The organism is Serratia liquefaciens ATCC 27592, assembly GCF_000422085.1.
GTDB lineage: Bacteria > Pseudomonadota > Gammaproteobacteria > Enterobacterales > Enterobacteriaceae > Serratia > Serratia liquefaciens.
On sequence record NC_021741.1, the window covers coordinates 4,622,624 to 4,646,341 of the forward strand.

Genomic DNA, 23,718 nt, shown 5'->3' on the forward strand with positions numbered 1-23,718 from the left:
CGCCCCGCTGGGCAAACAGCCTTAAAATCCGTTGAGTTTGCGATCTCGCTGCCACTCTTCAGGGGTGTACGCCTTAATCGACAAGGCGTGAATACGGTTGTCCGCAATGTATTCCATCAACGGCGCATAGACCGCCTGTTGTTTCTTAACGCGGCTCATGGCGGCAAACAGCTCACCGACCACGATCACCTGAAAATGGCTGCCGTCGCCGGTAACATGTGCTTCTTCCAGTGCCAATGCGCGCATCAGCACATCTTTAATCTCGCTATTTTCCATAGTATCCAGTTCTGTATCAAAAGGATCATAATCAGCCTGATATCTTAGTGGAATACGACGTTTTCTTAAACTAAAGAAAAAGCCCCTGTACAACAGGGGCTTTCTGGGGAGAAAACGTCTTCATCCAGTCGAAAATCGGGCTAACCAGCGGTATCGACAGGCATTATTGCTTGCAGATTGTACAGTGCGATCAGCGTTTTCAAGCGATCGCCGGCGCCAGAAATTTTTAATTCCACGCCATGTTGGCGTTGCTGTTCGCGCAGATGCACCAGCAGTGCCAACCCGGACGAGTCCACCCGCTGCAGTTGCGCAACGTCGATAGCGGTTTTATCCGCCAGCAACGTTTCCCGCTGTTCCCACAGCGGCAACAGGGTTTCCCGATCCAACGCACCGCGCAGGATCAGGGTCTGTTGCTGCGATTCAAAGCTGAGTGCAGCTGACATCAGTTTTTCTGATCCAGAGTAATCGGCTGAGCCGCCGCCGCCTGCAGTTGCTTGGTCAGGCCGTCGATCCCCTGGGTACGCAGCGTAGAAGCCCACTCGTTCTGCTTGGTGGTGATCATGCTGACGCCTTCGGCGATCATGTCATAAGCCTGCCAGTTACCGGTTTTGGTGTTTTTGCGCCACTGGAAGTCCAGACGCACCGGCGGACGACCGCCATTGTCGATGATGGTCACGCGGATCGCCACAATGCTGGCGTCGCCCAGCGGCTTCTCTGGCTCAATCTGATAAGTTTGGCCGTGGTACATCGCCAGCGCCTGGCCGTAAGCCTGTTCCAGGTAGGCCTGGAATGCGGTGAAGTAGGCTTCACGCTGCGCCGGCGTCGATTCTTTGTAAAAACGGCCCAGCACCAGCGCACCGGCGTATTTGACCTGCACAAACGGCATCAGCTCCTGATGCACCACGGAACGCAGGTAGTTAGGGTCCTGCTTGATCTTCGGCTGTTCGGTTTTCAGACGGGTGAAGGTCTTCTCAGCCGCGTCTTGCATCAGGCTGTAAGGATTGGTCTGATCGACCGCATTCGCCAGCGGTGCGACCACCAGCAGGGCAACCATAAGTAAACGTTTAAACATGCAGGTTTCCTCTCTTAATGAATAGGGGCAGCGGCTTGTGGAGCTGCACCGGCAGCCGGCTGAGCAGCCGCGTCTCCCGTTTTGGCAGCATCATCCTGACCGCCGCTCTTATACAGGAACTGGCCGATCAGATCTTCCAGAACCATGGCTGATTTGGTGTCCTGAATCGTGCCGCCATCTTTCAAGATGGCCGTGCCCATATCCGGATCTTCAAAACCGACGTTCAGCGCCAGATATTGCTCCCCCAACAGGCCGGAGGTACGGATCGCCAGTGAGCTGGTGTCCGGGATCTGGTCGTATTTATCCTGGATATCCAGGGCTACGCGCGGCGTATAGGTTTTAGGATCGAGCGTAATATCAGCCACCCGGCCAATCATCACACCGCCGATTTTCACCGGAGAACGCGCTTTCAAACCACCGATGTTATCGAAGGTCGCGTAGATGCGGTATGTTGGCTCGTTACCGATCGACTTAATGTTCGCCACTTGCAGGCACAAAAACACGATGGCGCACAGCGCAATCAGCATAAATGCCCCAACCCAGATTTCACTCTTCTTCGTTTGCATCGAATCAATTCCCAAACATCAGTGCTGTCAGCACGAAATCCAATCCCAACACCGCCAGTGACGAATGTACCACGGTACGGGTCGTTGCCCGGCTTATCCCTTCAGAGGTAGGTACGGCATCATACCCGTTGAAGATGGCAATCCAGGTCACGGTGATGGCAAATACCACGCTCTTGATCAGGCAGTTGAGCAAGTCTTTTTTCCACTCAACGGCGCCCTGCATGGCCGACCAGAAGAAGCCACTGTCGATGCCCTTCCAGTCTACGCCCACCACCGAGCCGCCCCAGATGCCGATAGCGACAAAAATCATCGTCAGCAATGGCATGCTGATCAAACCGGCCCAGAAGCGCGGCGCAACGATACGCCGCAGCGGATCGACGGCCATCATTTCCAGGCTGGAAATTTGTTCCGTTGCCTTCATCAGGCCAATTTCGGCCGTCAATGCAGAGCCGGCACGCCCGGCAAACAGCAACGCGGTGACCACCGGGCCCAGTTCACGCAGCAGCGATAACGCCACCATCATGCCCAGGCTGGCTTCTGCGCTGTAAGTGGTCAGTACCAGATAACCCTGCAGCCCCAGCACCATACCGATAAACAACCCGGAAACCACGATGATCAGCAGCGACTGCACGCCCACGCTGTGCAACTGCTTGAGCAACAGCGGCCACTGCCTGCGCGGCTCAGGCCGCCCGACCAGCGCGTTGAACAGCATCAACCCGGCACGCCCAAAGCTGGCGCTGGTGTTGATGCCACGGCGTCCTAACGACGCTAACGCCTGTAATAACATCAGCTTATTTACTCCCTAAACCTAACAGCTCGGCCTGATAATCACCGGCCGGATAACGGAAGGGTACCGGCCCATCGGCAATACCATCCAGGAACTGGCGCACGCGTGCATCAGGATTGTTCTGTAATTGCTGCGCCGTACCTTCGGCTATCACCCGATGATCGGCCACAATGTAAGCGTAGTCGGCGATGCTCAGCACTTCCGGCACGTCGTGCGAAACCACGATGCAGGTAATGCCCAGTGCGTGATTCAGCTCATCGATCAACTTCACCAGCACGCCCATGGTGATGGGATCTTGGCCGACGAAAGGTTCGTCGAACATGATCATCTCCGGATCGAGCGCAATCGCTCGCGCCAGTGCGGCACGGCGCGCCATACCGCCGGACAATTCATTGGGCATCAGATCGGCTGCGCCACGCAGTCCAACCGCTTCCAGCTTCATCATCACCGTGCTGCGCAGAATGGGCTCCGGCAAACGGCTATGTTCGCGCAGCGGGTACGCCACGTTTTCGAACACCGTCAGATCGGTGAACAGCGCACCAGACTGAAACAGCATGCTCATTTTCTTGCGCGCTTCATACAGTTGATGGCGAGACAACGCGGGAATGTTATCGCCATCAAACCAGATTTCACCGCTGTCCGGTGCCAGCTGACCGCCAATCAAACGCAGCAGCGTCGTTTTGCCAATGCCGGACGGCCCCATGATCGCCGTGACCTTGCCACGGGGAACCGTCAGGTTGATATCTTCGAATATCAGTCGATCGCCGCGCGTGAACGTCATGTCGCGAACTTCGACCAGATTCTCTGCCTTCTGGTGCATGTTAATTGATCCTTCACGGGTCATTTTTGCCAAATCTACCCACGATGTTAAAGCAACGGGCGCAATGCGTCTCATCTTTACAAAAACTTACCGCCATTTCGCTACCAATGGTGCCATAGGTTTTACTTTTACGCGTCACCCGGTCAAAATTGGCGCCATAACGAAAAAAAACGAAAGTGTTCATATATTAGCCGGGAAAACCCGTTGCTGCGGCTTTAACCTGCGCAACGGAGGGCAAAGCAAGATAGCCGAATTACGGCTTTTAACCAACGAACCGGGATGATACCCAACAAAGGACCCTGCATGTTTCTCGCGATAGCTTTATTAATCGTTGGTTTATTTTTACTGGTATATGGGGCAGACCGCTTAGTTTACGGTGCTGCGGTAATTTCGCGTTCACTCGGTGTGCCACCGCTGATTATCGGTATGACCATCGTCGGCATAGGCACTTCACTGCCGGAGCTGTTCGTGTCGACCACTGCGGCACTGAACGGGCAAATCGATATGGCCGTGGGGAACGTATTAGGTTCCAACATCACGAATATTTTACTGATCCTCGGCGTTGCCGCGCTGATACACCCGCTGGCGGCGCGATCCGAAGTGTTGCGGCGCGAACTGCCGCTGATGTTGGCGGTCACAGTATTGTGCGGTTTCGTGCTGATGGACGGCACGCTGAGCCGTCTGGATGGCGTGCTGCTGTTGGCCGCCGCCGCGGTATTTATTCTGTTGATGTTGAAAATTGCCCGGTTGGCGCAGCGCGAAGGCAGCGACAGCCTGACCGTGGAGCAAATCGCCGAACTGCCGCAGGACAGCAGCAACACCGTGGCGATACTGTGGCTGGTGCTGGCGTTTATCATTCTGCCGCTGTCTTCCAAAATGGTGGTCGATAACGCCACGGTCATCGCGCACTATTTCGGTATGAGTGAGTTGGTGGTCGGCCTGACCGTCATCGCCATCGGCACCAGCTTGCCAGAGTTGGCTACATCCATCGCCGGGGCACTCAAGGGCGAAGATGATATGGCGATTGGCAATATCATCGGCTCCAACATTTTCAACACGGTGATCGTGCTGGGCGTGCCCGCCCTGCTGTCCCCAGGTACCGTCGATGGCGCCGCCTTCCATCGCGATTACTGGGTGATGCTGGCGGTCAGCATTGTGCTCAGCGCCCTGTGCATCGGGCGGAAACATCGCATCGGCCATCTTGCCGGCGCTCTGTTATTATGTGGTTTTATTGCGTATCTTGCGGTGCTGTTTTTTAACCCTTTCGATTCATTTAGCTATACCCAATAGCCTTCGGGAGGCAGGACAGCGGCAAAAGAATGCATCCCTGCGAGCTTAGTCCGCTAAGTGACCAGACCAAACGAAAGCAGCCAACGCCCAGTATCCTGAAGGATGAAGGGTATAACCGACGGGAATGAGTATGTCGAACATTCAGTTGCAACCAGGCTTTGATTTTCAGCAGGCAGGCAAAGAAGTGCTGCAGATTGAGCGTGACGGGCTGGCCCAACTCGATCAATACATTAATGCAGACTTTACCCGTGCCTGCGAGTTGATTGCCGAGTGCAGTGGCAAAGTGGTGGTGATGGGTATGGGTAAATCCGGGCACATCGGCTGCAAAATTGCCGCCACCTTCGCCAGTACCGGAACGCCTTCGTTCTTTGTTCATCCTGCAGAGGCCAGCCATGGCGACCTCGGCATGGTGACAACTCAGGATATCGTGCTCGCCATCTCCAACTCAGGTGAGTCCAACGAAATACAGGCGCTGATCCCGGTGCTGAAGCGTCAGCAAATCCCGTTGATCTGCATGACCAACAACCCGGAAAGTTCGATGGGCAAAGCGGCGGATATTCATCTGTGCATCAAGGTGCCACAGGAGGCCTGCCCACTCGGTCTGGCACCGACCACCAGTACCACCGCTACGCTGGTGATGGGGGATGCGTTGGCCGTCGCACTGTTAAAGGCGCGCGGTTTCACGCCGGAAGATTTTGCGTTATCACACCCGGGGGGCGCTCTGGGTCGCCGCCTGCTGCTGCGTGTCTGCGACATCATGCACAGCGGTGACGAAATTCCTCACGTCAGCGCCGATGCATCTCTGCGCGATGCGCTGCTGGAGATCACCCGAAAGAACCTGGGTATGACGGTCATCTGCGACGATTTGATGAAAATCGCCGGTATCTTTACCGACGGTGACCTGCGCCGGATATTCGATATGGGCATTAATCTCAACGAGGCGCGGATCGTCGATGTCATGACGCTCGGCGGTGTACGGGTTCGCCCGAACCTGCTGGCGGTGGACGCGCTGAATCTGATGCAGCAACGCCATATCACCGCGCTGCTGGTTGCCGATGGCGACCAATTGCTGGGTGTGGTACATATGCATGACATGCTGCGCGCCGGCGTCGTTTAACTATGGAAGAGAACTCAATGAGTCTGGTTGAAACCTGCTACGGGCCTGTAGAGCAAGACGTCATGGCGCGTGCCGGCAAAATCCGCCTGCTGATTTGTGATGTTGATGGCGTACTGTCAGACGGCCTGATTTTCATGGGCAACAATGGCGAAGAATTAAAAGCGTTCAACGTGCGTGACGGCTACGGCATCCGTTGCCTGAAAACTTCGGATATCGAAGTAGCTATCATCACTGGTCGCTCCGCCAAACTGTTGGAAGACCGGGCTAAAACACTCGGTATCACCCACCTTTATCAGGGGCAATCCGATAAGCTTTTGGCCTTCCGCGAACTGTTGGATACACTGTCGCTGACGGCAGATCAGGTCGCCTATATCGGCGATGATCTGATCGACTGGCCGGTCATGGCGCAGGTTGGCCTGGCGGTCGCGGTCGCAGATGCGCACCCGCTTCTGTTGCCACGAGCCCACTATGTTACCCGCATTGCCGGCGGCCGCGGTGCGGTACGCGAGCTGTGCGACATTATTCTTTTGGCTCAAAACAAGCTGGAAGACGCCAAAGGGCTATCGATATGAGTAAAACCAAACTTTGGATCACCCTGTTGCTGGCGGTGATCGCCTTGGCGCTGATTGGCTGGAACATGACGGATTTCAGTGATGATACTACGCCGGGGCCGGTGAACAGCCAGGACCCGACTTATCAGAGCCAGCACACGGTCACCATAGTGTACAATCCGACCGGCAAGCTGAGTTACAAGCTGGTGGCCGAAGACGTAAAATACTACACCGCCGATGAATTAAGCTGGTTCACCCAGCCGGTGATGACGCTGTTTGATGAAAACGCGGTGGCCACCTGGTCAGTTCGCGCCGACCGCGCCAAACTGACTAAAGACCGGATGCTGTATCTTTACGGCCACGTCGAGGTGAACAGCCTGACCACCACGTCGCAGCTGGAAAAAATTAAAACAGACAATGCTCAGGTGAACCTGGTGACCCAGGATGTGTCTTCGGATGACGAAGTGACACTTTACGGGACGAACTTCACCTCTAACGGCATGAAAATGCGTGGGAACCTGCGGGCCAAGACCGCTGAGCTGATTGATAAGGTTAAGACCAACTATGAAATTCAAAACCAACAAACCAAGCCGTAATCTGTTAATCGGCAGCTTGATTTTGGCCGCCAGCGCCCCCGCATGGGCGCTGAAGTCCGACTCCAATCAGCCGGTGAGCATCGACTCGCTGAAACAGTCTCTGGACATGCAGAGCAACGTCAGCACCTTTACCGATAACGTGGTGATCAAGCAAGGCACCATCGATATCAAAGCGGACAAAGTCGTGGTCACCCGCCCGGGCGGCGATCAGAACAAAACCTATATTGAAGCTTTCGGCAACCCGGTAACCTTCTATCAGATGCAAGACAGCGGCAAGCCGGTGAAAGGCCACGCTCAGAAGGTGCGTTACGATGTGGCGTCTCAGTTGGTGACCCTGACCGGGAACGCCTACCTGGAACAGCTCGACAGCAACGTCAAGGGCGATCGCATCACCTACCTGGTGCAACAGCAGCAAATGCAGGCGTTTAGCGATAAAGGCAAGCGCGTGACTACGGTTCTGGTACCGTCGCAGTTGCAAGACAAAAACGGGCAAAACAAGAGTAACTAATCACTTATGGCTACACTCATCGCAGAAAACCTGGCGAAAGCCTACAAGGGCCGCAAAGTCGTTGAAGACGTCAGCCTGAAAGTGAAATCCGGCGAGATCGTCGGCCTGCTGGGGCCAAACGGCGCCGGCAAGACCACCACGTTCTACATGGTGGTCGGTATCGTTCAGCGTGACGCCGGACGTATCGTGATTGACGAAGAAGACATCAGCCTGCTGCCGCTGCACGCCCGTGCGCGTCGTGGCATCGGCTATCTGCCGCAGGAAGCCTCGATCTTCCGCCGCCTGAGCGTTTACGACAACCTGATGGCGGTGCTGGAGATCCGTGACGATCTCAGCAGCGAACAGCGGGCGGACCGTGCGGTGGAGCTGATGGAAGAGTTCCATATCTCCCATCTGCGCGACAATCTGGGCCAGGCGCTGTCCGGTGGCGAACGTCGCCGCGTGGAGATCGCCCGTGCGCTGGCGGCTAACCCGAAATTCATCCTGCTGGATGAACCCTTCGCTGGGGTTGACCCGATTTCCGTTATCGACATTAAAAAAATTATCGAGCACTTGCGTGACAGCGGCCTGGGCGTGCTGATCACCGACCACAACGTGCGCGAAACGCTGGACGTGTGTGAACGCGCCTATATCGTCAGCCAGGGCAAACTGATTGCTCACGGTACGCCGGATGCTATTCTGGCCGATGAGCAGGTAAAACGCGTTTATCTGGGCGAAGAATTCCGCCTCTGAGTACCGGCGCGTCCTGATGGGCGACTGTTAACGGAAGTAGACTGAAGAATATGAAGCAAGGTTTGCAACTCAGGTTTAGCCAACAACTGGCCATGACCCCCCAGCTCCAGCAGGCCATACGCCTGCTGCAGTTGTCCACGCTTGAGCTCCAGCAGGAGATACAGCTGGCGTTAGAGAGCAATCCACTGCTTGAACAGACCGATCTGCACGAAGAAATCGACGCGAAAGAGACGACCGAAACCGAAGGTTTGGATACCCGGGAGGCGCTGGAACAAAAGGACATGCCCGAAGAGCTGCCGCTGGACGCCACCTGGGACGAGATCTATACCGCCGGAACTCCGTCAGGAACTCGCACCGATTACAGTGACGACGAACTGCCGGTGTATCAGGGTGAAACCACCCAAACCCTGCAGGATTACCTGATGTGGCAGGTGGATCTGACGCCGTTTTCCGATACCGATGCTGCCATTGCCACCTCGATCGTCGACGCCGTCGATGACACCGGCTATCTCACCGTGCCGCTGGAAGACATTCTGGAGAGCATGGGTGACGAGAATGTGACAATGGACGAAGTCGAGGCGGTATTGAAACGCGTACAGCGGTTTGATCCGGTTGGCGTCGCGGCGCGCGACCTACGCGATTGTCTGCTGGTTCAGCTCTCCCAATACGCCCAAGACACGCCTTACCTGGCGGAAGCGCGCCTGATCATCAGCGAACATCTGGACTTGCTGGCTAACCACGACTTTCGCAGCCTGATGCGAACAACGCGCTCAAAAGAAGATACACTGAAAGAAGCGATGTTGCTGATCCAGTCACTCGATCCGCGTCCAGGCCAGTCGATCAACACCGGCGAATCTGAGTACGTGATCCCGGACGTGCTGGTCCGCAAAGTGCAGGATGTGTGGACGGTCGAGCTCAACAGCGACAGCATCCCAAGGCTGAAGATCAATCAGCAGTATGCTGCGCTGGGCAATAGCGCGCGTAACGACAGCGACGGTCAGTACATCCGCAGCAATTTGCAGGAAGCGAAATGGCTGATCAAGAGCCTGGAAAGCCGCAACGACACCCTGCTGAAAGTTTCGCGCTGCATCGTCGAGCAGCAGCAGGCGTTCTTTGAGCAAGGCGCGGAATTTATGAAGCCCATGGTGCTGGCGGATATCGCTCAGGCCGTGGAGATGCATGAATCGACAATCTCACGCGTGACCACGCAGAAGTTTTTGCACAGTCCGCGCGGCATTTTCGAATTGAAATATTTCTTCTCAAGCCACGTGAATACCGACAGCGGGGGCGAAGCTTCCTCTACGGCGATCCGGGCGGTGGTGAAGAAATTGATTGCGGCGGAAAACCCCGCCAAACCGCTCAGCGACAGCAAGCTGGCTACCCTGCTCTCCGATCAGGGGATCATCGTGGCGCGGCGTACCGTCGCCAAGTACCGAGAGTCTTTGTCCATCCCGCCGTCCAACCAGCGTAAACAGTTGGTTTGACCTCTATTGAGAAGGAAGACACTATGCAGCTCAACATTACCGGACACCACATCGAAATCACCGAACCTTTGCGTGAGTTCGTGAACACCAAGTTCGCCAAACTCGAACAGTATTTTGACCGCATAAATCAGGTGTATGTCGTGCTTAGTGTGGAAAAAGTGCAGCAGATTGCGGAAGCGACGGTGCACGTGAATGGAGGCGAGTTGCACGCCACCTCGGAAGACGAGAACATGTATGCGGCAATTGATACCCTGATCGACAAACTGGCGCGTCAATTGAACAAACATAAAGACAAACTGAAACAACACTGACATTCTGGGCCGTTTCCGTCAGCGGGTACGGCTCAAACGTAGCCTCGGCCATCGGCGCGTTACCTGTTTGGGTACGCGCCGATAAGCCATCAGGGTTAAACAAGGCGAAAAATCACCTCACAAGCCTGCTTGCTGGTGTGGTTTTAAGTGAAGATGAGATGAACAACGAAACAATGCAGTTAAGCTCGGTATTAAATATCGAGTGCACCAGAAGCTCCGTACATTGCACCAGCAAGAAACGGGCTTTGGAAATTATCAGCGAACTGGCCGCCAAACAGCTCAATCTGTCACCACAGGTGGTGTTTGACGCGGTTCTCACCCGCGAGCGCATGGGCAGCACCGGTATCGGCAACGGTATCGCCATCCCCCATGGCAAACTGGAAGAGGACACACTGCGGGCCGTTGGCGTGTTTATTCGTCTCGACCAACCTATCGCCTTCGACGCCATTGATAACCAGCCGGTCGATCTGCTGTTCGCCCTGCTGGTGCCGGCCGACCAATGTAAAACCCATCTGCATACCCTGTCTCTGGTCGCCAAGCGTCTGGCCGACAAAACAGTATGCCGCCGCCTGCGCGCGGCGCAAAGTGACGAAGAGCTTTACCAAATCATCACCGAGTAACGCCCGGCTGGCGTGACTTCCAGCCCGGATAACGATACTGTTTAGCCATGATGGATTCCGGTTCAGGCCGGAATAATAAAGTTTCTAACGGTGGCGATAAACGCCACTGAGATGCCAGGGGGAGTTGCCACATGGTGCTGATGATTGTCAGCGGCCGTTCCGGTTCAGGGAAATCCGTCGCCTTGCGGGCGCTGGAAGACATGGGTTTTTACTGCGTTGATAACCTGCCCGTGGTACTGCTGCCGCAGCTTGCCAATACGCTGGCGGAACGCAACAGCTCCGCGGCGGTAAGCATCGACGTGCGTAACATGCCGGAATCGCCGGAAGTGTTTGAATATGCGATGACCCAACTGCCGGACAGCTTTTCGCCGCAGTTGCTGTTCCTTGATGCCGACCGTAACACACTGATTCGTCGTTACAGTGATACTCGTCGCTTACACCCGCTGTCCAGCAAGAATCTGTCGCTGGAAAGCGCCATCGATGAAGAAAGCGATCTGCTGGAACCACTGCGTTCACGAGCCGATCTGATCATCGACACCTCGGAAATGTCGGTGCATGAACTGGCCGAAATGCTGCGTACCCGTTTACTGGGCAAACGCGAGCGCGAGCTGACCATGGTGTTTGAATCCTTCGGCTTTAAGCACGGTATCCCGATCGACGCCGATTACGTGTTCGACGTACGTTTCCTGCCGAACCCACACTGGGATCCTAAACTTCGCCCGATGACCGGCCTGGATAAACCCGTCGCCTCATTCCTCGATCGCCACACTGAGGTGCACAACTTTATCTACCAGACCCGCAGCTATCTGGAACAGTGGTTGCCAATGCTGGAAACCAACAACCGCAGCTATCTGACGGTGGCCATTGGCTGTACCGGCGGTAAACACCGTTCAGTCTACGTAGCGGAACAGTTGGCCGATTACTTCCGCTCTCGCGGCAAGAACGTGCAGTCACGCCACCGCACGCTGGAAAAACGCAAACAATGACGGTCAAGCAAACGGTTGAAATCAAAAATAAACTGGGCATGCACGCCCGTCCGGCGATGAAGCTGTTCGAGCTGGTGCAGAGTTTTGACGCCGAAGTGATGCTGCGTAACGACAGCGGCACCGAGGCTGAGGCCAGCAGCGTGATTGCGCTGCTGATGCTGGACTCTGCGCAGGGGCGCCATATCGAGGTGGAAGCCACCGGGCCGGATGAGGTTAAAGCGCTGGCCGCGGTGATTGAACTGATTAATTCCGGTTTTGACGAAGACTAGCTTCCCCGCAGCGAAGAAGCCAATATCAAGAACGCGCCCATCAAGGCGCGTTCAGTATTTGTGAGACATCCCCAATTCCCGATGCATGCCAAATAGAAACATCTTGCCTCTCTGCAAACCCGATCCCAACGATTGTAATAAGCATAATCACATGATTTTATTATTTAATAATAAATCTATAGTGGTTTCTCAACAGCAAAATACTAAACCCTACCGACAAGTTACGCCGCCGCCCGCCGCAGAGACAAAAAGGAAGTTTACAATTTGTGAACTAGCGATTCAGCCGCTACAATGATGACAGGGCATGGATGAGGGAGAGATGCATATAATTTCAAGGGAACCGTTCAACGAGGCCGCTATCCGCTACCCCAACGAAGCAGCCTCTCTCAACACAATCTACAAAACGCTGCGCCGAGGGACATTTCATACGCCGGAAGATTTAAAATCCCTTTTCCCCAGCCTGGACAGAATGAAGTACAAAGCAAAATGGTGGGTCATTGATGTCGGAGGAAATCATCTAAGGATCTTATTCTTTGCCAGTTTTGATACCCAGAAAATATTTGTTAAACAGATAGTGACTCATGCAGAGTACGACAGATTACTGCAGCAGTACCGGAGGAACCCAAAATGATCACCGATGCGCTTAAGGCCACCCATGAGCTGTTACGCGCCATACCCTTGTTAGGTGGCAGCACCTCGCCACAGGATTACCGTGATGCTCTGGCGTTAGTGGAACACCTGCTTGAAACCGACGAGCGCCACCCGCTGATTGACGTTCTGGCAGCCAAGATCGTCGAGTATGAAGATAACAGCCCTGATTTTGCAGAGTTCAATCAGCGTATCGCACAGCTACCACAAGGTGTAGCCGCGCTGAGCGTGCTGATGGAGCAATATGGCCTCAGTCAAAGCGACTTCGAAAACGAGATCGGCAAAAAGTCACTGGTGAGCCAAATTCTAAGCGGAAAGCGATCGCTGACCATACCCCATATCATGGCGCTGGCAAAACGTTTCAACCTGCCGCCGGCCTTGTTCTTGCCTGAAGCCCGTTAGAGAGGGCCCTCCAGTCCTAGATCCGGCTCAAACAGTCCAGCGCCACCGCCTTGAAGCTATCGAAGTTGTTGCTGCCCAACAGGCGGCTCATTGACCGCTCGCGTACAAAGGTGACAAACAGCTCATAAATAGCCATCGCTTCTTCGTAATCGCTTTTGCTGATCGCCAACAGGAAGATCACGTGGGCGATTTCGCCCTCTCCCCAGACCACACCCTGCGGCGCCAGCAACGTCACCACCACGGTTTTTTTCGCCAACAGGCCCAGCGAGTGCGGCAGTGCGATCCCCTCGCCCAGCAGCGTGGAAACAATCGCCTCGCGCTCTACGACCGACGGATAAAAGTCATCACCCACGTAGCCTTCGCGCTCAAGTTGGCTGCACACTTTCTGGAACAATTGCGCCTGAGTCAGCGGCTCGTTCACCACCATAAAATGGTCGGCGTCGAAAAACTTCTCCAGCATATAGGGCTTGGTGCGATCCACCAGCACCAGCTTACCCAACTGTTCTAGCTGGTATTCGGTCGGGAACGGTGACATCACCACCACCGGTTTGTTCTTTTCACTGACCCGCGCGTTGGAAATGACAAAGTCTTCGTCGATATGATTGAGCACCTCGTAATCGCGTAGCGAAACGATGCGCGTCATCACCAACTGCGGGTATTTGCGTGCGATTTGCGCCTGGATCATCCGGACCGTCGAGTTGCCGGTATCGCAGACCAACATCACCTGCGGATGGCGCTCATAACCGATGTTGTAATGCCGCTCCAGACCAACGCCAATGTGCAGCACCAAATAGCCGATCTCGTTTTCACTCAGGGTATAAGGCGTGTATTTTCCCCAGCTCGATACGGCCGCCAGCGTCACGTCGTAGGCCATCGGGTAGTGCTGCTTGATGTTCGCCAACAGCGGGTTGGGGATATTAATCTGGTATTTCACCCGGGTGATCATGGTTTTGATGTGGGTGAGCAGATCGGCCCGCAGCTGCTTGTCCCCTTGCAGGTTGTAGTTATAGTGCGAATTAATATACGACAGGATGTAATCCACCAGCGCTTCTTCATCGTCGGCGTTGATCTCGGTCGGCTGCACCTCCTGCACGCGACGCGCGGCGATGTTGACCCGTAGATAAGCCTCCTCCGCCATCGAGACCTCTTTGCCGCTGGCTTTGCGTAACTCCCCGGCTAGCCAGGTAGAAGCCTTACGCACAGCGTCATCACCGTCCTCAACGTCAAAATCCGGTAACGGATAGCCGTCGGTAATGCGCCGTAATGCCACCGCACAGTAGAAAATCAGGTACTGTTCACCTTCGTCGGTCAGACGAATAGCATATTGAGACAACAGCGGATGCAGCAGCCCGGCAAAGGTCGCCACCTGCGGTTGCTGCAGGATCTCATTGTTAAGCAATGGGTTCTCGGCATCGGCCAAATGCAGTTGGAATAACAAGTCGGTCAGGCAGGCGCGGATCGCCATCTCCGAGCCGAACAGCTTCATGCCGTAGCGCGGCTTGGTCTCGATGGTCAACTGATAGTGCGCCAGGCGCTCCCTCACCTCAGCCATGTCGTTTTGCAGCGTGCCGCGGCTGACAAACCATTCGTCGGCTAAATCTTCCAGCTTCAGAGAAAAGGCTGAGGTCAAAAAACGAACCAGCAGATAGTGTACCCGCTCCTGTGCGCTGCGTGGCGTGGCGTGTTTTTTACGCTCCTGATGCTGCAGGGCGCTGAACAACCTGGCGTCATCCACCTGCAGGCGATAGCCCGCACCGCGGCTATGCACAAAGTGCGCACCATATTTTTCCAAAATATCGTTCAGCGCGGTGATATCAGCCCGCACGGTTCGGGTGGACACGGCAAAACGCTTCGCCAACTCGTCCTGCGGCAAGGTTTCAGACTGCAAAGCATCGAACAGATAGGCCAAACGCGGGTAGGGAAATCGCACCATTCTCTTTCCGTCAATTAGAGTGCCCGCCAGGTGGATCCGGCGGGCAACAAGTTACTTGGCTAGCGGCAAGAACACCATTTGCGAGGGACTACCGACCGGCGTATAGCCTTCAACAAAGCTGAGTTTTCCACTGGCCTTATCCACGCTGAAACGGGTGACGTTATCGCTGCGTTGATTCATCGCATACAGATAGCGCCCGTCCGGACTCAGCGTTAACGAGCGCGGATAATCCCCGCGCGTCCAGGTTTCCGCCACCGAATGCAGCTCGCCGCCACTGCCAACGCTGAACTGCGCGATGCTGTTATGCAGCCGATTGGCCACGTACAGATTTTTGCCATCCTCGCTCAGCACCAGGCCGGCGGCGAAGTTGGTGCCCTTATAATCGGCTGGCAGCGAAGAGATCACGTGCAACTGTTTCAGAGTACCTTTTTGGTCATCAAAACGGTAGCTGGTCAGCGTGGAAGCCTCTTCGTTCACCAGCAGCAAGGTTTTCCCGTCCGGATGAAACACGAAATGACGCGGCCCGGCGCCGGCGGAGGATGCCGCGATCCACGGCGGATCGTTCGGCGTTAACTGGCCGCTGGCATCGTCAAAGCGCCATTGATAAATACGATCCAGCCCCAGATCGGTGGAGAACACAAACTTGCCGCTCGGATCGCTGGCGATCATATGCGCATGCGGGCCGTTGTGATCGCTGATGGCAAAGCTGCCCTCCACCGCCGCCTCAGGCTTGCCGGCCCCTGCCGGTCCTTGCTGTTGCTGCACCGAACTGGCCGTGCCCAGCTTGCCGTCGCTTTCAACCGGGAAAGCCGCTACGGTGCCGCTGACATAGTTTGCCACCAACAGATGACGACCGTTTGGCGTCAGGAAGAGATAAACCGGCCCCGCCCCCTGCGCATCAACCTGATTGAGCTGGGTCAGGCTGCCGTCCGTCGGATTGATACGGTAAGCAATAATGCCGCCATGTTGAGTCCCGTTAAAGTCCGCCACTTCGCTGGCGACATACAGCGTCTGGCCTTTGGCATCCACGGTAAGCTGTGCTGGGTTCGACTGGCTGCTGGCCAGGGTTCTGGCGCTCAGTGCGCCGCTGACCGGATCGACCTGCACCCGGTAAACGCCTTCGCCGTTAGGGTTGTAAGTACCGATATAAGCAAAATGAGATGACGTAGATTTCATTGCATCCTCAGCATGAAGCGCCGGGCTAGCCATCGCCAGCAGCGCCAGAGTGACTGCAGTTCGCAGGGTGGAAGATGTTTGCCAGTTTCGCATAGTTATCCTGATGGTATACCCGTCATCTTTCAAGCCACAGCGTTGTTAGCTGCAACTTGAAAGCCAGAGGGGAAAGATAGCGGCGCGGTGTGCCCGCGCCTGGGGATACAGAGCCTGCGCCTCCCTGCCTTACGTCATCCGATAATGCGCTTTAACCCACCAGCTTTTTGGTGGTCGCCAGCAGGGTTTTCACGTCCTGTGGGCGGGTGTTACCGGTGCTGGAGTCGATGATTGAGCTATAGATGTGCGGGATCACGCGCTTCACGCCGGCAGCCAATGCGATCTCGACGATCGGCTCGAAGTTTTCCAGATCGATACCGCCGGTCGGTTCCAACATAAAGTCATGATCGGCACAGGCTTTGGCGACATACTCGTACTCCTCTCTGCATGCCAGTCCGCCCATCGGGAAATATTTGATTGAGCTACCGCCCATGTCTTTCAACAAGGCGATGGCGGTTTCCACCGGCACAATGCCGTCCGGCGCGGCAGCGCTCAGCGGCCCCGTCGAAATTTTTACCCAGCCAACGCGGCCGGTTGGCGACACCAGACCGTTCACCACGCTGTCATTCTGCCCCAGCAGCGCACGGCTCGCGCCCACGCCGGTAAACACCTGATTGACGTGCTGCGGCTGTACCCGCTGGGAAATCAGGCTGACCATCGCCGATTGTTTAGGATCGCCTGCGCCCAAGCCTACCGACAGCGCATTTTCTATCAGACGCGCATAACGCTGCATGTCCGCAACTGCACTGTCGACGTCCGGGTAGTTCTTGGAAAGCACCCCTACCAGCACATGCCCTTCTGCCGCCGCATAAATCTCCTGCGCGTTGTCTTTCGAACCGGCCAACACGTTGAGGCACACGCGATCGCGATAGTAGTTAGGTTGCAGCTTCATGCTTGTTTCTCCGTGAACAGATTTTTAATACAGGTGAAAACGGTCATCAGCTGTTGCTGATCAACGCTGCGCACGTCCACTTCAATCTTGCCTTCGTTAGCTTTATAGCCACGGAAGTAGATAGCGATCTCGCCGGTTTTCAGCGCCTGCACAATGTCGTAGGTCGACCATCCCAGCACCGCTTCGTCGAACGTGATTTCTGCCCGTGCGATATCACGCCCGGCGCTGTCCCAGACGGTTTTGGCACTGATACCGGTCAGGGTATTCAGACTGTCGATAAACGGCGTCATTCTTTCCACCATCTGCTGCCCGGTGGTTTTCTCCAGCCGCAGGTAGCTTTCGATCGCCTGCGTCAGGCCGAGGATGCCCTCTTTGCCGACCTTCATCGCCCGGCCGATACCGCCGGTTTGCAGCTTCACCCATTCGACGTACTGTTTCTTGCCAATCACCAGACCGCTGGTCGGGCCTTCGATGGCCTTGGCGCCGCTGTAAACCACCAGGTCGGCTCCCATCTGGTAGTAGCACAGCAGATCTTCTTCCGCCGCGGCATCGACGATCAGCGGCAGGTTATGTTTGCGCGCCACCACCACCGCCTGCTCAACGGAAAGAATGCTTTTCTGCACGCAGTGGTGTGACTTGATATAGAGGATCGCCGCCGTTTGCGGCGTAATGCAGGCCTCGAGCTGCTCGGCGGAACACTCGTTGGCGTAACCGGCTTCAACCACCTTACCGCCCCCCAGCGCCACCATGGTATCGACCGGCGCACCAAAGTTGACGTTATGACCGCGCGGCAACACGATTTCGCGCGGAACGGTAATAGGTGCGGAGTGCAGGTTCACCAACAGGTTGGCGTTGTCTTTGACGATCAGCGCCGCCACTGACTGGGCAATGCCCGCCGAGGCGCAGGAAACCACCACCGCGCTTTCGACATTCAGCAAATTGGCGATGTAAGCGCCGGTTTTGTCGACCAGATCCTTGATTTCGAAGTAGTGGTTCATGCCGTAATCCACGGCATCAATGACGTCCTGGCGCGGCGTAGACACGCCGAGTGCAGTCATGCGACCTGAAGTGTTGATGACCTGTTTTAAATTATATTTTTCATAAATCGAAGACATGAGCGGCTTTCCCTTCATCGGTTAATAGGATTTCCCCGGCCACCACGGCGGCCAGCGGAACCAGCAATTGTTGACCCTCGGCCGACTGTCCTTCTGAATCGGCGAACACCTGTGGCCCCTGACGGAGCTCGAACAGTGTGAAATCGGCATCGCAGCCCGGTTCTAGTCGCCCCTTATGGGACAGGTGCAGCGCCGAGGCGGCATTTTCCGTAACGCAGGCAATCACCTGCGGCAGCGATAACCCAACGCTGAAGAATTTGGACATCACCGTCGCCAGGCTGTGTACCGGCCCGGCCATTCGGTTGCGGCAGTAGATATCGGAACTGATGGTATGCGGCAAAATGCCGAGCGCTATCGCCTGACGCGCCACCTCGAAGCTGAAGCTGGCGGTGCCGTGGCCAACATCCAGCAGGACGCCGCGCTTTAGCGCGCGCTGGATAGACTCACGCAGCGTGCCCGCCGGCGTCAGAATGCGATTCGGTTTGCCGTTGTAGCAGTGAGTGATAATGTCGCCACGGGTTAGCAGATCGGCTATTTCATCCAGATCCGGCGGGTTATTGCCGATATGAACCATCAACGGCAATAGGTTATTTTCTTGCTGGATCTCTTTGGCCAGCACCAGCGGCCGGATGCCGTTCTGGCCAACGACGCTGCTGCTCATGCGCGCCTTGATGCCGATGACAAAACCGGCATGTTTGTCGATCGCCCGGCTGACTTTCTGTTTGTCGATGTCTGCCAAATCAGCCAGTTCGTTCTGACGCAGCAGGCCGATGCGCGAAATGTTCAGGAAGGCGAAAACGTTGGTTTTGCTGCTGCGCGTCAGCGTATAAAACGCATCCACGTCGTCGGTGCCGGTGCTGCCGGCATCCACCACCGTGGTGACGCCACAGGCCGTCCCGACCAAGTCCGGTTGGTCATGGTAAATCGGCGAAGAGGGGTAGCAGTGCACGTGGGAGTCGATCCAGCCGGCGCTCAGGCGGCAGTTACCCGCCAGATCCAGTCTTCGATGGGCGTGGACGTCGTCGGCCAATTGCCCCACTTCGGCAATCTTGCCGTCTTTGACCGCCAGATCCACCAGCCGATCATCCGCCAGTCTGGCGCCTGTGATTACTAAGTCATACATACCGCATTACTCCTTTTACAGCCTGGGGACGGCACCCGGTACCGCCCCCAGCAATCACATTCGTGATTAGGCGATAGCTACCGGGAAAATGGCCCCTAACAGCATCGCACCGAGGATCGCCCCACCGGTGATCGGCTTATTCCAGATATAGAACAGCAAGGCGCCAAGCAGCGAGCCGATACCGATCGGAATGGAAGCGGTCATCGCCGACAAGATGATCAACGGCCCCAGGAAACGCCCCGAGGAGTTACCGGCGCCCATCATCACGTCCGCCCCGTAGGTGGAGTTGCTCTGATTGATGGTAAATTTACGCGCCAAAATGATCAGGTAGCCAATCGCCAGGCCAATCACCAGGCCGGTCACCAGCGAGGCGGCAAAGTTAGCGACCGGGAAAATGATCCCCGCCCCCAGCAGCAGCGCCGGAACCCCCAGCCCCACGCCGGTCTGGATCGCACCGCCGATGTCCAGGATCCCCACCAGCGAACCTTCAATGATGCGCGCAAACAGGAAGCTGGCCCCGAAGGCCGCCACGGCACCGTAAACGCCAGTGTCCATTCCCGCACGCAGCATGGAAACAAAGGCCACTTCGTTAAACGCGCCGATGCCGTACAGGTAGTACATATGCGTTCCGGCGAACACGCCGGAGGAAAGCAGACCGACAAAAATCGGGAATGACCAGTCGGCATACCAGAAGCCTTTTTGGGTTTGTTCTTCCATTATCCAGCTCCTTATTTACCGCTCAGGGTGTTGTGAATGGCGTCCAACCAACCCGGCACGCCAAGGCTGAAGGACTCGAGGACTTTCATGTCGAAGCCGCGGAAGAACCCGCTCAGCACGAACAGCAGCACGATCACCGCCATCATGATCTTGGTGATTTTGTTCCAGCCGCTCTCTTCCACGCCTTTACCGATCAGGATGCCCAGCACCAGCCCCGGTACGGCGTTGCCCATAATCAGCTGCGCCAGGCCGCCGAAGATGGTGCCCCAGAAGCCGGAACGGCGTCCGGCGTCGATCGCCGCCAGCCAGAAGATCACCGGCATCACGGTATTCACCAGCAGGTTTGCTGCCGGCACCAGCACCTTGATCGCCGTCACCTGCAATGCGGCAGGAACGGCGGAAGCGGTGGTATTCAGGAAGGCCACAACCAGCATGCCGATGATGCCGCAGGCGATAGCCATTTTTTTCGGATCGTGCAGCGTTTGCGCCAGGTTGCGGTTTTTGACCATCAACGCAGCCGCGCCCCAGTGTGGAATAATGCGGTGGTCAACGTCCTGCGTGAAGGCCCCTGCTGCTACGGAAGACGCCCAGGCGTTGAAGAAGAAGCCCAGACCGAATGAGAAGTGGGAAGCCGGGTCACCCTCGCAGGAGTTCAACTCGCCCAAGGTGCGGAAAGCCCCCATGCCCTGTGTCGTCGGAGCATGGAACATACGTGCGGCGCCGGCCCCTACGCCAACCCCCACCAGTCCGCCGATAATAAGCGACTTAAATAAGATGATTAAAAACATCAGTATACCCTTTGATTTATGCTAACGTTTTTATTTCGCGACGAAGACAACTTTTTCTGTATTGATCATTGTCACGTTCACGGTTATTTCCAGAGCCACGAAGTAGCTTTTTCTTTCGCGCGGCAGAAAGAAAAACAGAAACTTTTCTTTTGTTATTTTCTCTTCTGCTTTTAATACGCTGACATCCTGCGGTTCAATACGCAGCAGAATATTACCGGTGGATTTTAATACCGCGCCCTGCACATTGGCCAAGGCGGAAGCAAAAGCTTTCGCTTTGCTGTCGCCCTTACCCTCCACCTTTACCGACGTTGTATATTGTTCTTTCATTACGGGTTGCCGTGTTTTTTGACGTAGGCTTCAACCAGTCTTTGACCCAGCTCTTCTTTATCCATAAAACCAAAACCCAATACGGTGCAGCCTTCGTTTATTGCCGTCACGCCCTCATCAATGGAACGCATGCCGTATTTGGCTTTGTATCCGTATTTAGTCTGGGCGGTAATGGCACCAGCGCCGCCGCTGCCGCAGAAAGAAATGCCCAGCTGCGCGCCTTCCGCTTTCATCACGTCACCCAGCTTCATGTCGGCCGCCACACCGGGGATCACGATGGCTTTTCCGCCTGCATTTTCAATGCCCTGACCCACTTTCTGACCTTTACCCAAACGATCGCCAATCACTACGGTAATCTGACCCATGGTATTTTCTCCTGATTAATTTAATTCGGTAACTGCTATTGGTTATTATCTTTTGCCACTTCAAAATGGACGGAAAGCAAATAAGCCTCTTCAATCGGAAGAGTGGTGAATTGGTCGACTACCCGCTCCGCCATTTGCATGGATTCCGCCGAAATCTCGTCAAACAGTGATTTATCGACTTCCGGTAATGGCTCGCCGGTTATTGAGCGCAACACCATGGCGCGAATATGCGACTCCAGCATCTGTTGCTGCACCGCATTGGTATAAATATCTTCGGCGTTTAGCATGGCGGTAATATCAGCCAGCACCCGTTCGGTTATCGCCCCGGCCGTGCTGACGTCAGGTTGTTCACTATTTTCTCTCGCAGCAGATCCATCATTCACTTTTCAGTTCCCCTAGATCCAAACATGATTCCGTAAGTCGCACAGCACATCACCTGAATAAGCCGCCTTCTCTGATGCCTTTACCCTAACCCCGGGGAGATATTCTGTGTACTCTGTTTTTTTCCAGTTGAAAGTGGAAATTCAATGACCGTCAGGGATCCATTTCGCAAAATAAGCATCTGCCAGATAATTCAATTAGATTACAAAAAGATATCGCCACAAAAGGTTTCCAGTTGAGCCAAGGGAGGTGAAAAGCTTCGTGATCGGGATCTCTTTCTTTTCCCGGCTTAACCGCCTACTATCGGTAAGACAATTCGACATCAACAACACCCCCGTACCTCTGGCGCGGGGGTTTTGCTTTTGTGCTGTTTTTCCGAATTTATGGGCGCGTTACCCGACGCCTTTTGATTTGACTGGAGAGTGGAATGACCAAGCCAACCATTACTATTAATGAGCTGGATGCGGAACGCCTGGATGCGCTATTGGAACAACCGGCCTTTGCCAACACCGATGTCGCGGCTGCGCTGAACATCGAGCTGGATCGCGCCGAAATTCTGCCGCCGTCCCAGATCCCGGCCAACGTAGTGACCATGAACAGCCGCGTACGTTTCCGCGATCTGCACACGGCAGAAGAACACGTGCGTACGCTGGTTTACCCGGCTTCGCTGAAGGATAGCCACGAACAGCTGTCGGTGATGGCGCCGCTGGGCGCAGCGCTGCTGGGCATGCACATCGGCAACCAGATTACCTGGCAGTTGCCGAACGGTGAAGAAGCGCGTATCGAAGTGCTGGAACTGTTGTACCAGCCGGAAGCGGCGGGTGAATACCACCGCTAAGCGGTTTTCAGGGCGGTGACCAGCCGCCCTTTCTGTCTCTTACACACCGATGGCGATCAAAACCAGGATCAGCAACAGCACGTAAATTCTGGCATGCAGCCGATCATTGACCTTCGGCAGCCACTTCCTGGCAACCACCGTCCCCACGACACCGCTCGTCACCAACTGCCCGAGCAGGGCCAGATTGACGTAACCCAGATAGTGCGGCCCTGTCATTTCCCTCCAGCCCAAACCGACGTACATCAATGCCCCCACGACGGCGACAGGGATCGACAACGCATTGGCTGAACTGACGCAATGCCGCATCTCGAACCCATGGCGACGCAACAGAGGCACCGTCATCACGCTCCCCCCTACGCCGAGCAGGGTCGCGATGACACCAATCAGCGGGCCGCCGATCAACAGAGTCGATGGTGAAAGTGCAGCGCGTACCGGCTTAACCAAAAACCCCGGCCTGAACAGACAATCCGCAATCGTCACCAGGATGTAAATCACAAACAACAAGCGCACCGTGCCGTCCGCCAACAGGCTGGATGCAAAAGCCCCCAGCACCGCCCCCATCCCGATATAAAAAATGAGCGGAACCAGAGTTTCACGCAGCAGGTTGCCACTGCGCCACTGGGCAAAAGTGGCGTAACCTGCCGTGAAAATCATCACCGCCGTCGAGGTGGCCACTGCGATATGCATCGCCTGACCAGGCTGTTCCCCCGAGGCGCTCACCAGATGGTAAACCAGTGGCACCACCACAAAACCACCGCCAAAACCGAACACGATGGTCGTCATACCGGTAACAAAGCCGGTCAACAGCACGAAAATAATATCCACCATAGCCGCAGGCGCTCCTGAGTAAAGATGTCGAGCGGCAGCATAAAACACCGGCTTTTGGCTTGCTTCATATCAAAGGCCAACTATCATTGCGTTTCGGCCAACTGTTC

32 protein-coding genes are annotated in these 23,718 nt (G+C 55.5%); 15 read left to right on the top strand and 17 right to left on the bottom strand.

Annotated features, from left to right (window positions below):
• Nucleotides 1–21: 21 nt before the first annotated feature.
• The 6 genes from ibaG to mlaF form a co-directional block, all read right to left on the bottom strand.
• Nucleotides 22–276, bottom strand: coding sequence for a BolA family iron metabolism protein IbaG (gene ibaG, locus M495_RS21505; RefSeq protein ID WP_020831850.1), 255 nt, complete (start codon nt 274–276; stop codon nt 22–24).
• Nucleotides 277–416: 140 nt separating this feature from the next.
• Nucleotides 417–719 (bottom strand): lipid asymmetry maintenance protein MlaB, encoded by a 303-nt coding sequence (gene mlaB, locus M495_RS21510; protein WP_020831851.1) that lies wholly within the window; start codon nt 717–719, stop codon nt 417–419.
• Nucleotides 719–1,348 (bottom strand): phospholipid-binding protein MlaC, encoded by a 630-nt coding sequence (gene mlaC, locus M495_RS21515; protein WP_020831853.1) that lies wholly within the window; start codon nt 1,346–1,348, stop codon nt 719–721. Before mlaC ends, mlaB begins: the two co-directional genes overlap by 1 nt.
• Before the next feature lie 14 nt (nt 1,349–1,362).
• Nucleotides 1,363–1,914, bottom strand: coding sequence for an outer membrane lipid asymmetry maintenance protein MlaD (gene mlaD / locus M495_RS21520; RefSeq protein ID WP_041415008.1), 552 nt, complete (start codon nt 1,912–1,914; stop codon nt 1,363–1,365).
• Between the two features lie 4 nt (nt 1,915–1,918).
• The gene (gene mlaE / locus M495_RS21525; protein ID WP_020831857.1) at nt 1,919–2,701 is read right to left on the bottom strand and encodes a lipid asymmetry maintenance ABC transporter permease subunit MlaE; all 783 of its coding nucleotides are present in this window, start codon (nt 2,699–2,701) and stop codon (nt 1,919–1,921) included.
• 4 nt (nt 2,702–2,705) lie between these two features.
• A complete protein-coding gene (gene mlaF, locus M495_RS21530; protein WP_020831858.1) occupies nt 2,706–3,521 on the bottom strand; it encodes a phospholipid ABC transporter ATP-binding protein MlaF in 816 nt (271 codons plus the stop codon).
• Here mlaF and M495_RS25910 point away from each other — a divergent pair.
• The 14 genes from M495_RS25910 to M495_RS21595 all read left to right on the top strand — a co-directional run bounded on the left by M495_RS25910 (nt 3,520) and on the right by M495_RS21595 (nt 13,035).
• On the top strand, nt 3,520–3,804 hold the full coding sequence (locus tag M495_RS25910) for a hypothetical protein (protein WP_153263146.1): 285 nt from the start codon (nt 3,520–3,522) through the stop codon (nt 3,802–3,804). The two genes, mlaF and M495_RS25910, sit on opposite strands and share 2 nt — an antisense overlap.
• Nucleotides 3,805–3,824: 20 nt before the next feature.
• Entirely contained in the window at nt 3,825–4,811 is a 987-nt protein-coding gene (locus M495_RS21535) for a calcium/sodium antiporter (RefSeq protein ID WP_020831860.1), read from the top strand.
• A 130-nt stretch (nt 4,812–4,941) separates the two neighbouring features.
• A complete protein-coding gene (gene kdsD, locus M495_RS21540; RefSeq protein ID WP_020831861.1) occupies nt 4,942–5,928 on the top strand; it encodes an arabinose-5-phosphate isomerase KdsD in 987 nt (328 codons plus the stop codon).
• 17 nt (nt 5,929–5,945) lie between these two features.
• Nucleotides 5,946–6,500, top strand: a complete 555-nt coding sequence (kdsC, locus tag M495_RS21545) for a 3-deoxy-manno-octulosonate-8-phosphatase KdsC (protein WP_020831862.1) — start codon at nt 5,946–5,948, stop codon at nt 6,498–6,500.
• Complete coding sequence (gene lptC, locus M495_RS21550) at nt 6,497–7,075, top strand: LPS export ABC transporter periplasmic protein LptC (RefSeq protein ID WP_020831863.1); 579 nt, start codon at nt 6,497–6,499, stop codon at nt 7,073–7,075. The genes kdsC and lptC overlap by 4 nt, the downstream gene beginning before the upstream one ends.
• The gene (gene lptA / locus M495_RS21555) at nt 7,044–7,583 is read left to right on the top strand and encodes a lipopolysaccharide ABC transporter substrate-binding protein LptA (protein ID WP_020831865.1); all 540 of its coding nucleotides are present in this window, start codon (nt 7,044–7,046) and stop codon (nt 7,581–7,583) included. The genes lptC and lptA overlap by 32 nt, the downstream gene beginning before the upstream one ends.
• A gap of 6 nt (nt 7,584–7,589) precedes the next feature.
• Nucleotides 7,590–8,315, top strand: coding sequence for an LPS export ABC transporter ATP-binding protein (lptB, locus tag M495_RS21560; RefSeq protein WP_020831867.1), 726 nt, complete (start codon nt 7,590–7,592; stop codon nt 8,313–8,315).
• Nucleotides 8,316–8,365: 50 nt separating this feature from the next.
• Entirely contained in the window at nt 8,366–9,799 is a 1,434-nt protein-coding gene (rpoN, locus tag M495_RS21565; RefSeq protein ID WP_020831868.1) for an RNA polymerase factor sigma-54, read from the top strand.
• 23 nt (nt 9,800–9,822) lie between these two features.
• Nucleotides 9,823–10,110 carry a ribosome hibernation promoting factor gene (gene hpf / locus M495_RS21570; protein WP_004948547.1) on the top strand — a complete coding sequence of 96 codons (288 nt, stop codon included), beginning with the start codon at nt 9,823–9,825 and terminating at the stop codon, nt 10,108–10,110.
• A gap of 158 nt (nt 10,111–10,268) precedes the next feature.
• Entirely contained in the window at nt 10,269–10,730 is a 462-nt protein-coding gene (ptsN, locus tag M495_RS21575; RefSeq protein ID WP_099062098.1) for a PTS IIA-like nitrogen regulatory protein PtsN, read from the top strand.
• Nucleotides 10,731–10,861: 131 nt separating this feature from the next.
• Nucleotides 10,862–11,716 carry an RNase adapter RapZ gene (gene rapZ / locus M495_RS21580; RefSeq protein WP_012147065.1) on the top strand — a complete coding sequence of 285 codons (855 nt, stop codon included), beginning with the start codon at nt 10,862–10,864 and terminating at the stop codon, nt 11,714–11,716.
• Nucleotides 11,713–11,985, top strand: a complete 273-nt coding sequence (gene npr, locus M495_RS21585) for a PTS phosphocarrier protein NPr (protein ID WP_020831874.1) — start codon at nt 11,713–11,715, stop codon at nt 11,983–11,985. The genes rapZ and npr overlap by 4 nt, the downstream gene beginning before the upstream one ends.
• A gap of 319 nt (nt 11,986–12,304) precedes the next feature.
• Entirely contained in the window at nt 12,305–12,616 is a 312-nt protein-coding gene (locus M495_RS21590) for a type II toxin-antitoxin system HigB family toxin (protein ID WP_041415720.1), read from the top strand.
• Nucleotides 12,613–13,035, top strand: coding sequence for a helix-turn-helix domain-containing protein (locus M495_RS21595; protein WP_020831880.1), 423 nt, complete (start codon nt 12,613–12,615; stop codon nt 13,033–13,035). The genes M495_RS21590 and M495_RS21595 overlap by 4 nt, the downstream gene beginning before the upstream one ends.
• 16 nt (nt 13,036–13,051) lie before the next feature.
• On the opposite strand, the gene M495_RS21600 is transcribed toward M495_RS21595, so the two are convergent.
• From M495_RS21600 to M495_RS21645, 10 genes are all read right to left on the bottom strand, one after another.
• Nucleotides 13,052–14,968 carry a BglG family transcription antiterminator gene (locus M495_RS21600; RefSeq protein ID WP_020831882.1) on the bottom strand — a complete coding sequence of 639 codons (1,917 nt, stop codon included), beginning with the start codon at nt 14,966–14,968 and terminating at the stop codon, nt 13,052–13,054.
• 51 nt (nt 14,969–15,019) lie between these two features.
• On the bottom strand, nt 15,020–16,237 hold the full coding sequence (locus M495_RS21605) for a lactonase family protein (protein ID WP_020831883.1): 1,218 nt from the start codon (nt 16,235–16,237) through the stop codon (nt 15,020–15,022).
• 151 nt (nt 16,238–16,388) lie between these two features.
• Nucleotides 16,389–17,129 carry a 2-dehydro-3-deoxy-phosphogluconate aldolase gene (gene dagF / locus M495_RS21610; RefSeq protein WP_020831885.1) on the bottom strand — a complete coding sequence of 247 codons (741 nt, stop codon included), beginning with the start codon at nt 17,127–17,129 and terminating at the stop codon, nt 16,389–16,391.
• Nucleotides 17,126–18,244, bottom strand: coding sequence for a DgaE family pyridoxal phosphate-dependent ammonia lyase (locus M495_RS21615; protein WP_020831886.1), 1,119 nt, complete (start codon nt 18,242–18,244; stop codon nt 17,126–17,128). Before M495_RS21615 ends, dagF begins: the two co-directional genes overlap by 4 nt.
• Nucleotides 18,228–19,367: an amidohydrolase/deacetylase family metallohydrolase gene (locus tag M495_RS21620; RefSeq protein ID WP_020831888.1), complete on the bottom strand. Its 1,140-nt coding sequence runs from the start codon at nt 19,365–19,367 to the stop codon at nt 18,228–18,230. Before M495_RS21620 ends, M495_RS21615 begins: the two co-directional genes overlap by 17 nt.
• A gap of 66 nt (nt 19,368–19,433) precedes the next feature.
• Nucleotides 19,434–20,084, bottom strand: coding sequence for a DUF4310 family protein (locus M495_RS21625; RefSeq protein WP_017894152.1), 651 nt, complete (start codon nt 20,082–20,084; stop codon nt 19,434–19,436).
• Between the two features lie 11 nt (nt 20,085–20,095).
• A complete protein-coding gene (locus M495_RS21630) occupies nt 20,096–20,872 on the bottom strand; it encodes a DUF4311 domain-containing protein (RefSeq protein ID WP_012147073.1) in 777 nt (258 codons plus the stop codon).
• Between the two features lie 30 nt (nt 20,873–20,902).
• Nucleotides 20,903–21,199 (bottom strand): DUF4312 family protein, encoded by a 297-nt coding sequence (locus M495_RS21635; protein ID WP_020831890.1) that lies wholly within the window; start codon nt 21,197–21,199, stop codon nt 20,903–20,905.
• The gene (locus tag M495_RS21640; protein ID WP_012147075.1) at nt 21,199–21,564 is read right to left on the bottom strand and encodes a glycine-rich SFCGS family protein; all 366 of its coding nucleotides are present in this window, start codon (nt 21,562–21,564) and stop codon (nt 21,199–21,201) included. The genes M495_RS21635 and M495_RS21640 overlap by 1 nt, the downstream gene beginning before the upstream one ends.
• Nucleotides 21,565–21,599: 35 nt before the next feature.
• Nucleotides 21,600–21,947 (bottom strand): glycine dehydrogenase, encoded by a 348-nt coding sequence (locus M495_RS21645; protein ID WP_041415017.1) that lies wholly within the window; start codon nt 21,945–21,947, stop codon nt 21,600–21,602.
• 425 nt (nt 21,948–22,372) lie between these two features.
• Between M495_RS21645 and rnk the strand changes: the two genes are divergently transcribed.
• Entirely contained in the window at nt 22,373–22,783 is a 411-nt protein-coding gene (gene rnk / locus M495_RS21650) for a nucleoside diphosphate kinase regulator (RefSeq protein WP_020831894.1), read from the top strand.
• Nucleotides 22,784–22,822: 39 nt separating this feature from the next.
• Here the strand turns inward: rnk and M495_RS21655 are convergent, their stop codons facing one another.
• Nucleotides 22,823–23,611, bottom strand: a complete 789-nt coding sequence (locus M495_RS21655) for a sulfite exporter TauE/SafE family protein (RefSeq protein WP_020831895.1) — start codon at nt 23,609–23,611, stop codon at nt 22,823–22,825.
• Nucleotides 23,612–23,718 lie beyond the last annotated feature (107 nt).

Excerpts from the sequence above, each read along its gene's own strand:
- ibaG (WP_020831850.1), bottom strand. The coding sequence starts at position 276 with ATGGAAAATAGCGAGATTAAAGATGTGCTGATGCGCGCATTGGCACTG.
- mlaB (WP_020831851.1), bottom strand. The coding sequence starts at position 719 with ATGTCAGCTGCACTCAGCTTTGAATCGCAGCAACAGACCCTGATCCTG.
- mlaC (WP_020831853.1), bottom strand. The coding sequence starts at position 1,348 with ATGTTTAAACGTTTACTTATGGTTGCCCTGCTGGTGGTCGCACCGCTG.
- mlaD (WP_041415008.1), bottom strand. The coding sequence starts at position 1,914 with ATGCAAACGAAGAAGAGTGAAATCTGGGTTGGGGCATTTATGCTGATT.
- mlaE (WP_020831857.1), bottom strand. The coding sequence starts at position 2,701 with ATGTTATTACAGGCGTTAGCGTCGTTAGGACGCCGTGGCATCAACACC.
- M495_RS25910 (WP_153263146.1), top strand. The coding sequence starts at position 3,520 with ATGTTAATTGATCCTTCACGGGTCATTTTTGCCAAATCTACCCACGAT.
- mlaF (WP_020831858.1), bottom strand. The coding sequence starts at position 3,521 with ATGCACCAGAAGGCAGAGAATCTGGTCGAAGTTCGCGACATGACGTTC.
- M495_RS21535 (WP_020831860.1), top strand. The coding sequence starts at position 3,825 with ATGTTTCTCGCGATAGCTTTATTAATCGTTGGTTTATTTTTACTGGTA.
- kdsD (WP_020831861.1), top strand. The coding sequence starts at position 4,942 with ATGTCGAACATTCAGTTGCAACCAGGCTTTGATTTTCAGCAGGCAGGC.
- kdsC (WP_020831862.1), top strand. The coding sequence starts at position 5,946 with ATGAGTCTGGTTGAAACCTGCTACGGGCCTGTAGAGCAAGACGTCATG.
- lptC (WP_020831863.1), top strand. The coding sequence starts at position 6,497 with ATGAGTAAAACCAAACTTTGGATCACCCTGTTGCTGGCGGTGATCGCC.
- lptA (WP_020831865.1), top strand. The coding sequence starts at position 7,044 with ATGAAATTCAAAACCAACAAACCAAGCCGTAATCTGTTAATCGGCAGC.
- lptB (WP_020831867.1), top strand. The coding sequence starts at position 7,590 with ATGGCTACACTCATCGCAGAAAACCTGGCGAAAGCCTACAAGGGCCGC.
- rpoN (WP_020831868.1), top strand. The coding sequence starts at position 8,366 with ATGAAGCAAGGTTTGCAACTCAGGTTTAGCCAACAACTGGCCATGACC.
- hpf (WP_004948547.1), top strand. The coding sequence starts at position 9,823 with ATGCAGCTCAACATTACCGGACACCACATCGAAATCACCGAACCTTTG.
- ptsN (WP_099062098.1), top strand. The coding sequence starts at position 10,269 with ATGAACAACGAAACAATGCAGTTAAGCTCGGTATTAAATATCGAGTGC.
- rapZ (WP_012147065.1), top strand. The coding sequence starts at position 10,862 with ATGGTGCTGATGATTGTCAGCGGCCGTTCCGGTTCAGGGAAATCCGTC.
- npr (WP_020831874.1), top strand. The coding sequence starts at position 11,713 with ATGACGGTCAAGCAAACGGTTGAAATCAAAAATAAACTGGGCATGCAC.
- M495_RS21590 (WP_041415720.1), top strand. The coding sequence starts at position 12,305 with ATGCATATAATTTCAAGGGAACCGTTCAACGAGGCCGCTATCCGCTAC.
- M495_RS21595 (WP_020831880.1), top strand. The coding sequence starts at position 12,613 with ATGATCACCGATGCGCTTAAGGCCACCCATGAGCTGTTACGCGCCATA.
- M495_RS21600 (WP_020831882.1), bottom strand. The coding sequence starts at position 14,968 with ATGGTGCGATTTCCCTACCCGCGTTTGGCCTATCTGTTCGATGCTTTG.
- M495_RS21605 (WP_020831883.1), bottom strand. The coding sequence starts at position 16,237 with ATGCGAAACTGGCAAACATCTTCCACCCTGCGAACTGCAGTCACTCTG.
- dagF (WP_020831885.1), bottom strand. The coding sequence starts at position 17,129 with ATGAAGCTGCAACCTAACTACTATCGCGATCGCGTGTGCCTCAACGTG.
- M495_RS21615 (WP_020831886.1), bottom strand. The coding sequence starts at position 18,244 with ATGTCTTCGATTTATGAAAAATATAATTTAAAACAGGTCATCAACACT.
- M495_RS21620 (WP_020831888.1), bottom strand. The coding sequence starts at position 19,367 with ATGTATGACTTAGTAATCACAGGCGCCAGACTGGCGGATGATCGGCTG.
- M495_RS21625 (WP_017894152.1), bottom strand. The coding sequence starts at position 20,084 with ATGGAAGAACAAACCCAAAAAGGCTTCTGGTATGCCGACTGGTCATTC.
- M495_RS21630 (WP_012147073.1), bottom strand. The coding sequence starts at position 20,872 with ATGTTTTTAATCATCTTATTTAAGTCGCTTATTATCGGCGGACTGGTG.
- M495_RS21635 (WP_020831890.1), bottom strand. The coding sequence starts at position 21,199 with ATGAAAGAACAATATACAACGTCGGTAAAGGTGGAGGGTAAGGGCGAC.
- M495_RS21640 (WP_012147075.1), bottom strand. The coding sequence starts at position 21,564 with ATGGGTCAGATTACCGTAGTGATTGGCGATCGTTTGGGTAAAGGTCAG.
- rnk (WP_020831894.1), top strand. The coding sequence starts at position 22,373 with ATGACCAAGCCAACCATTACTATTAATGAGCTGGATGCGGAACGCCTG.
- M495_RS21655 (WP_020831895.1), bottom strand. The coding sequence starts at position 23,611 with ATGGTGGATATTATTTTCGTGCTGTTGACCGGCTTTGTTACCGGTATG.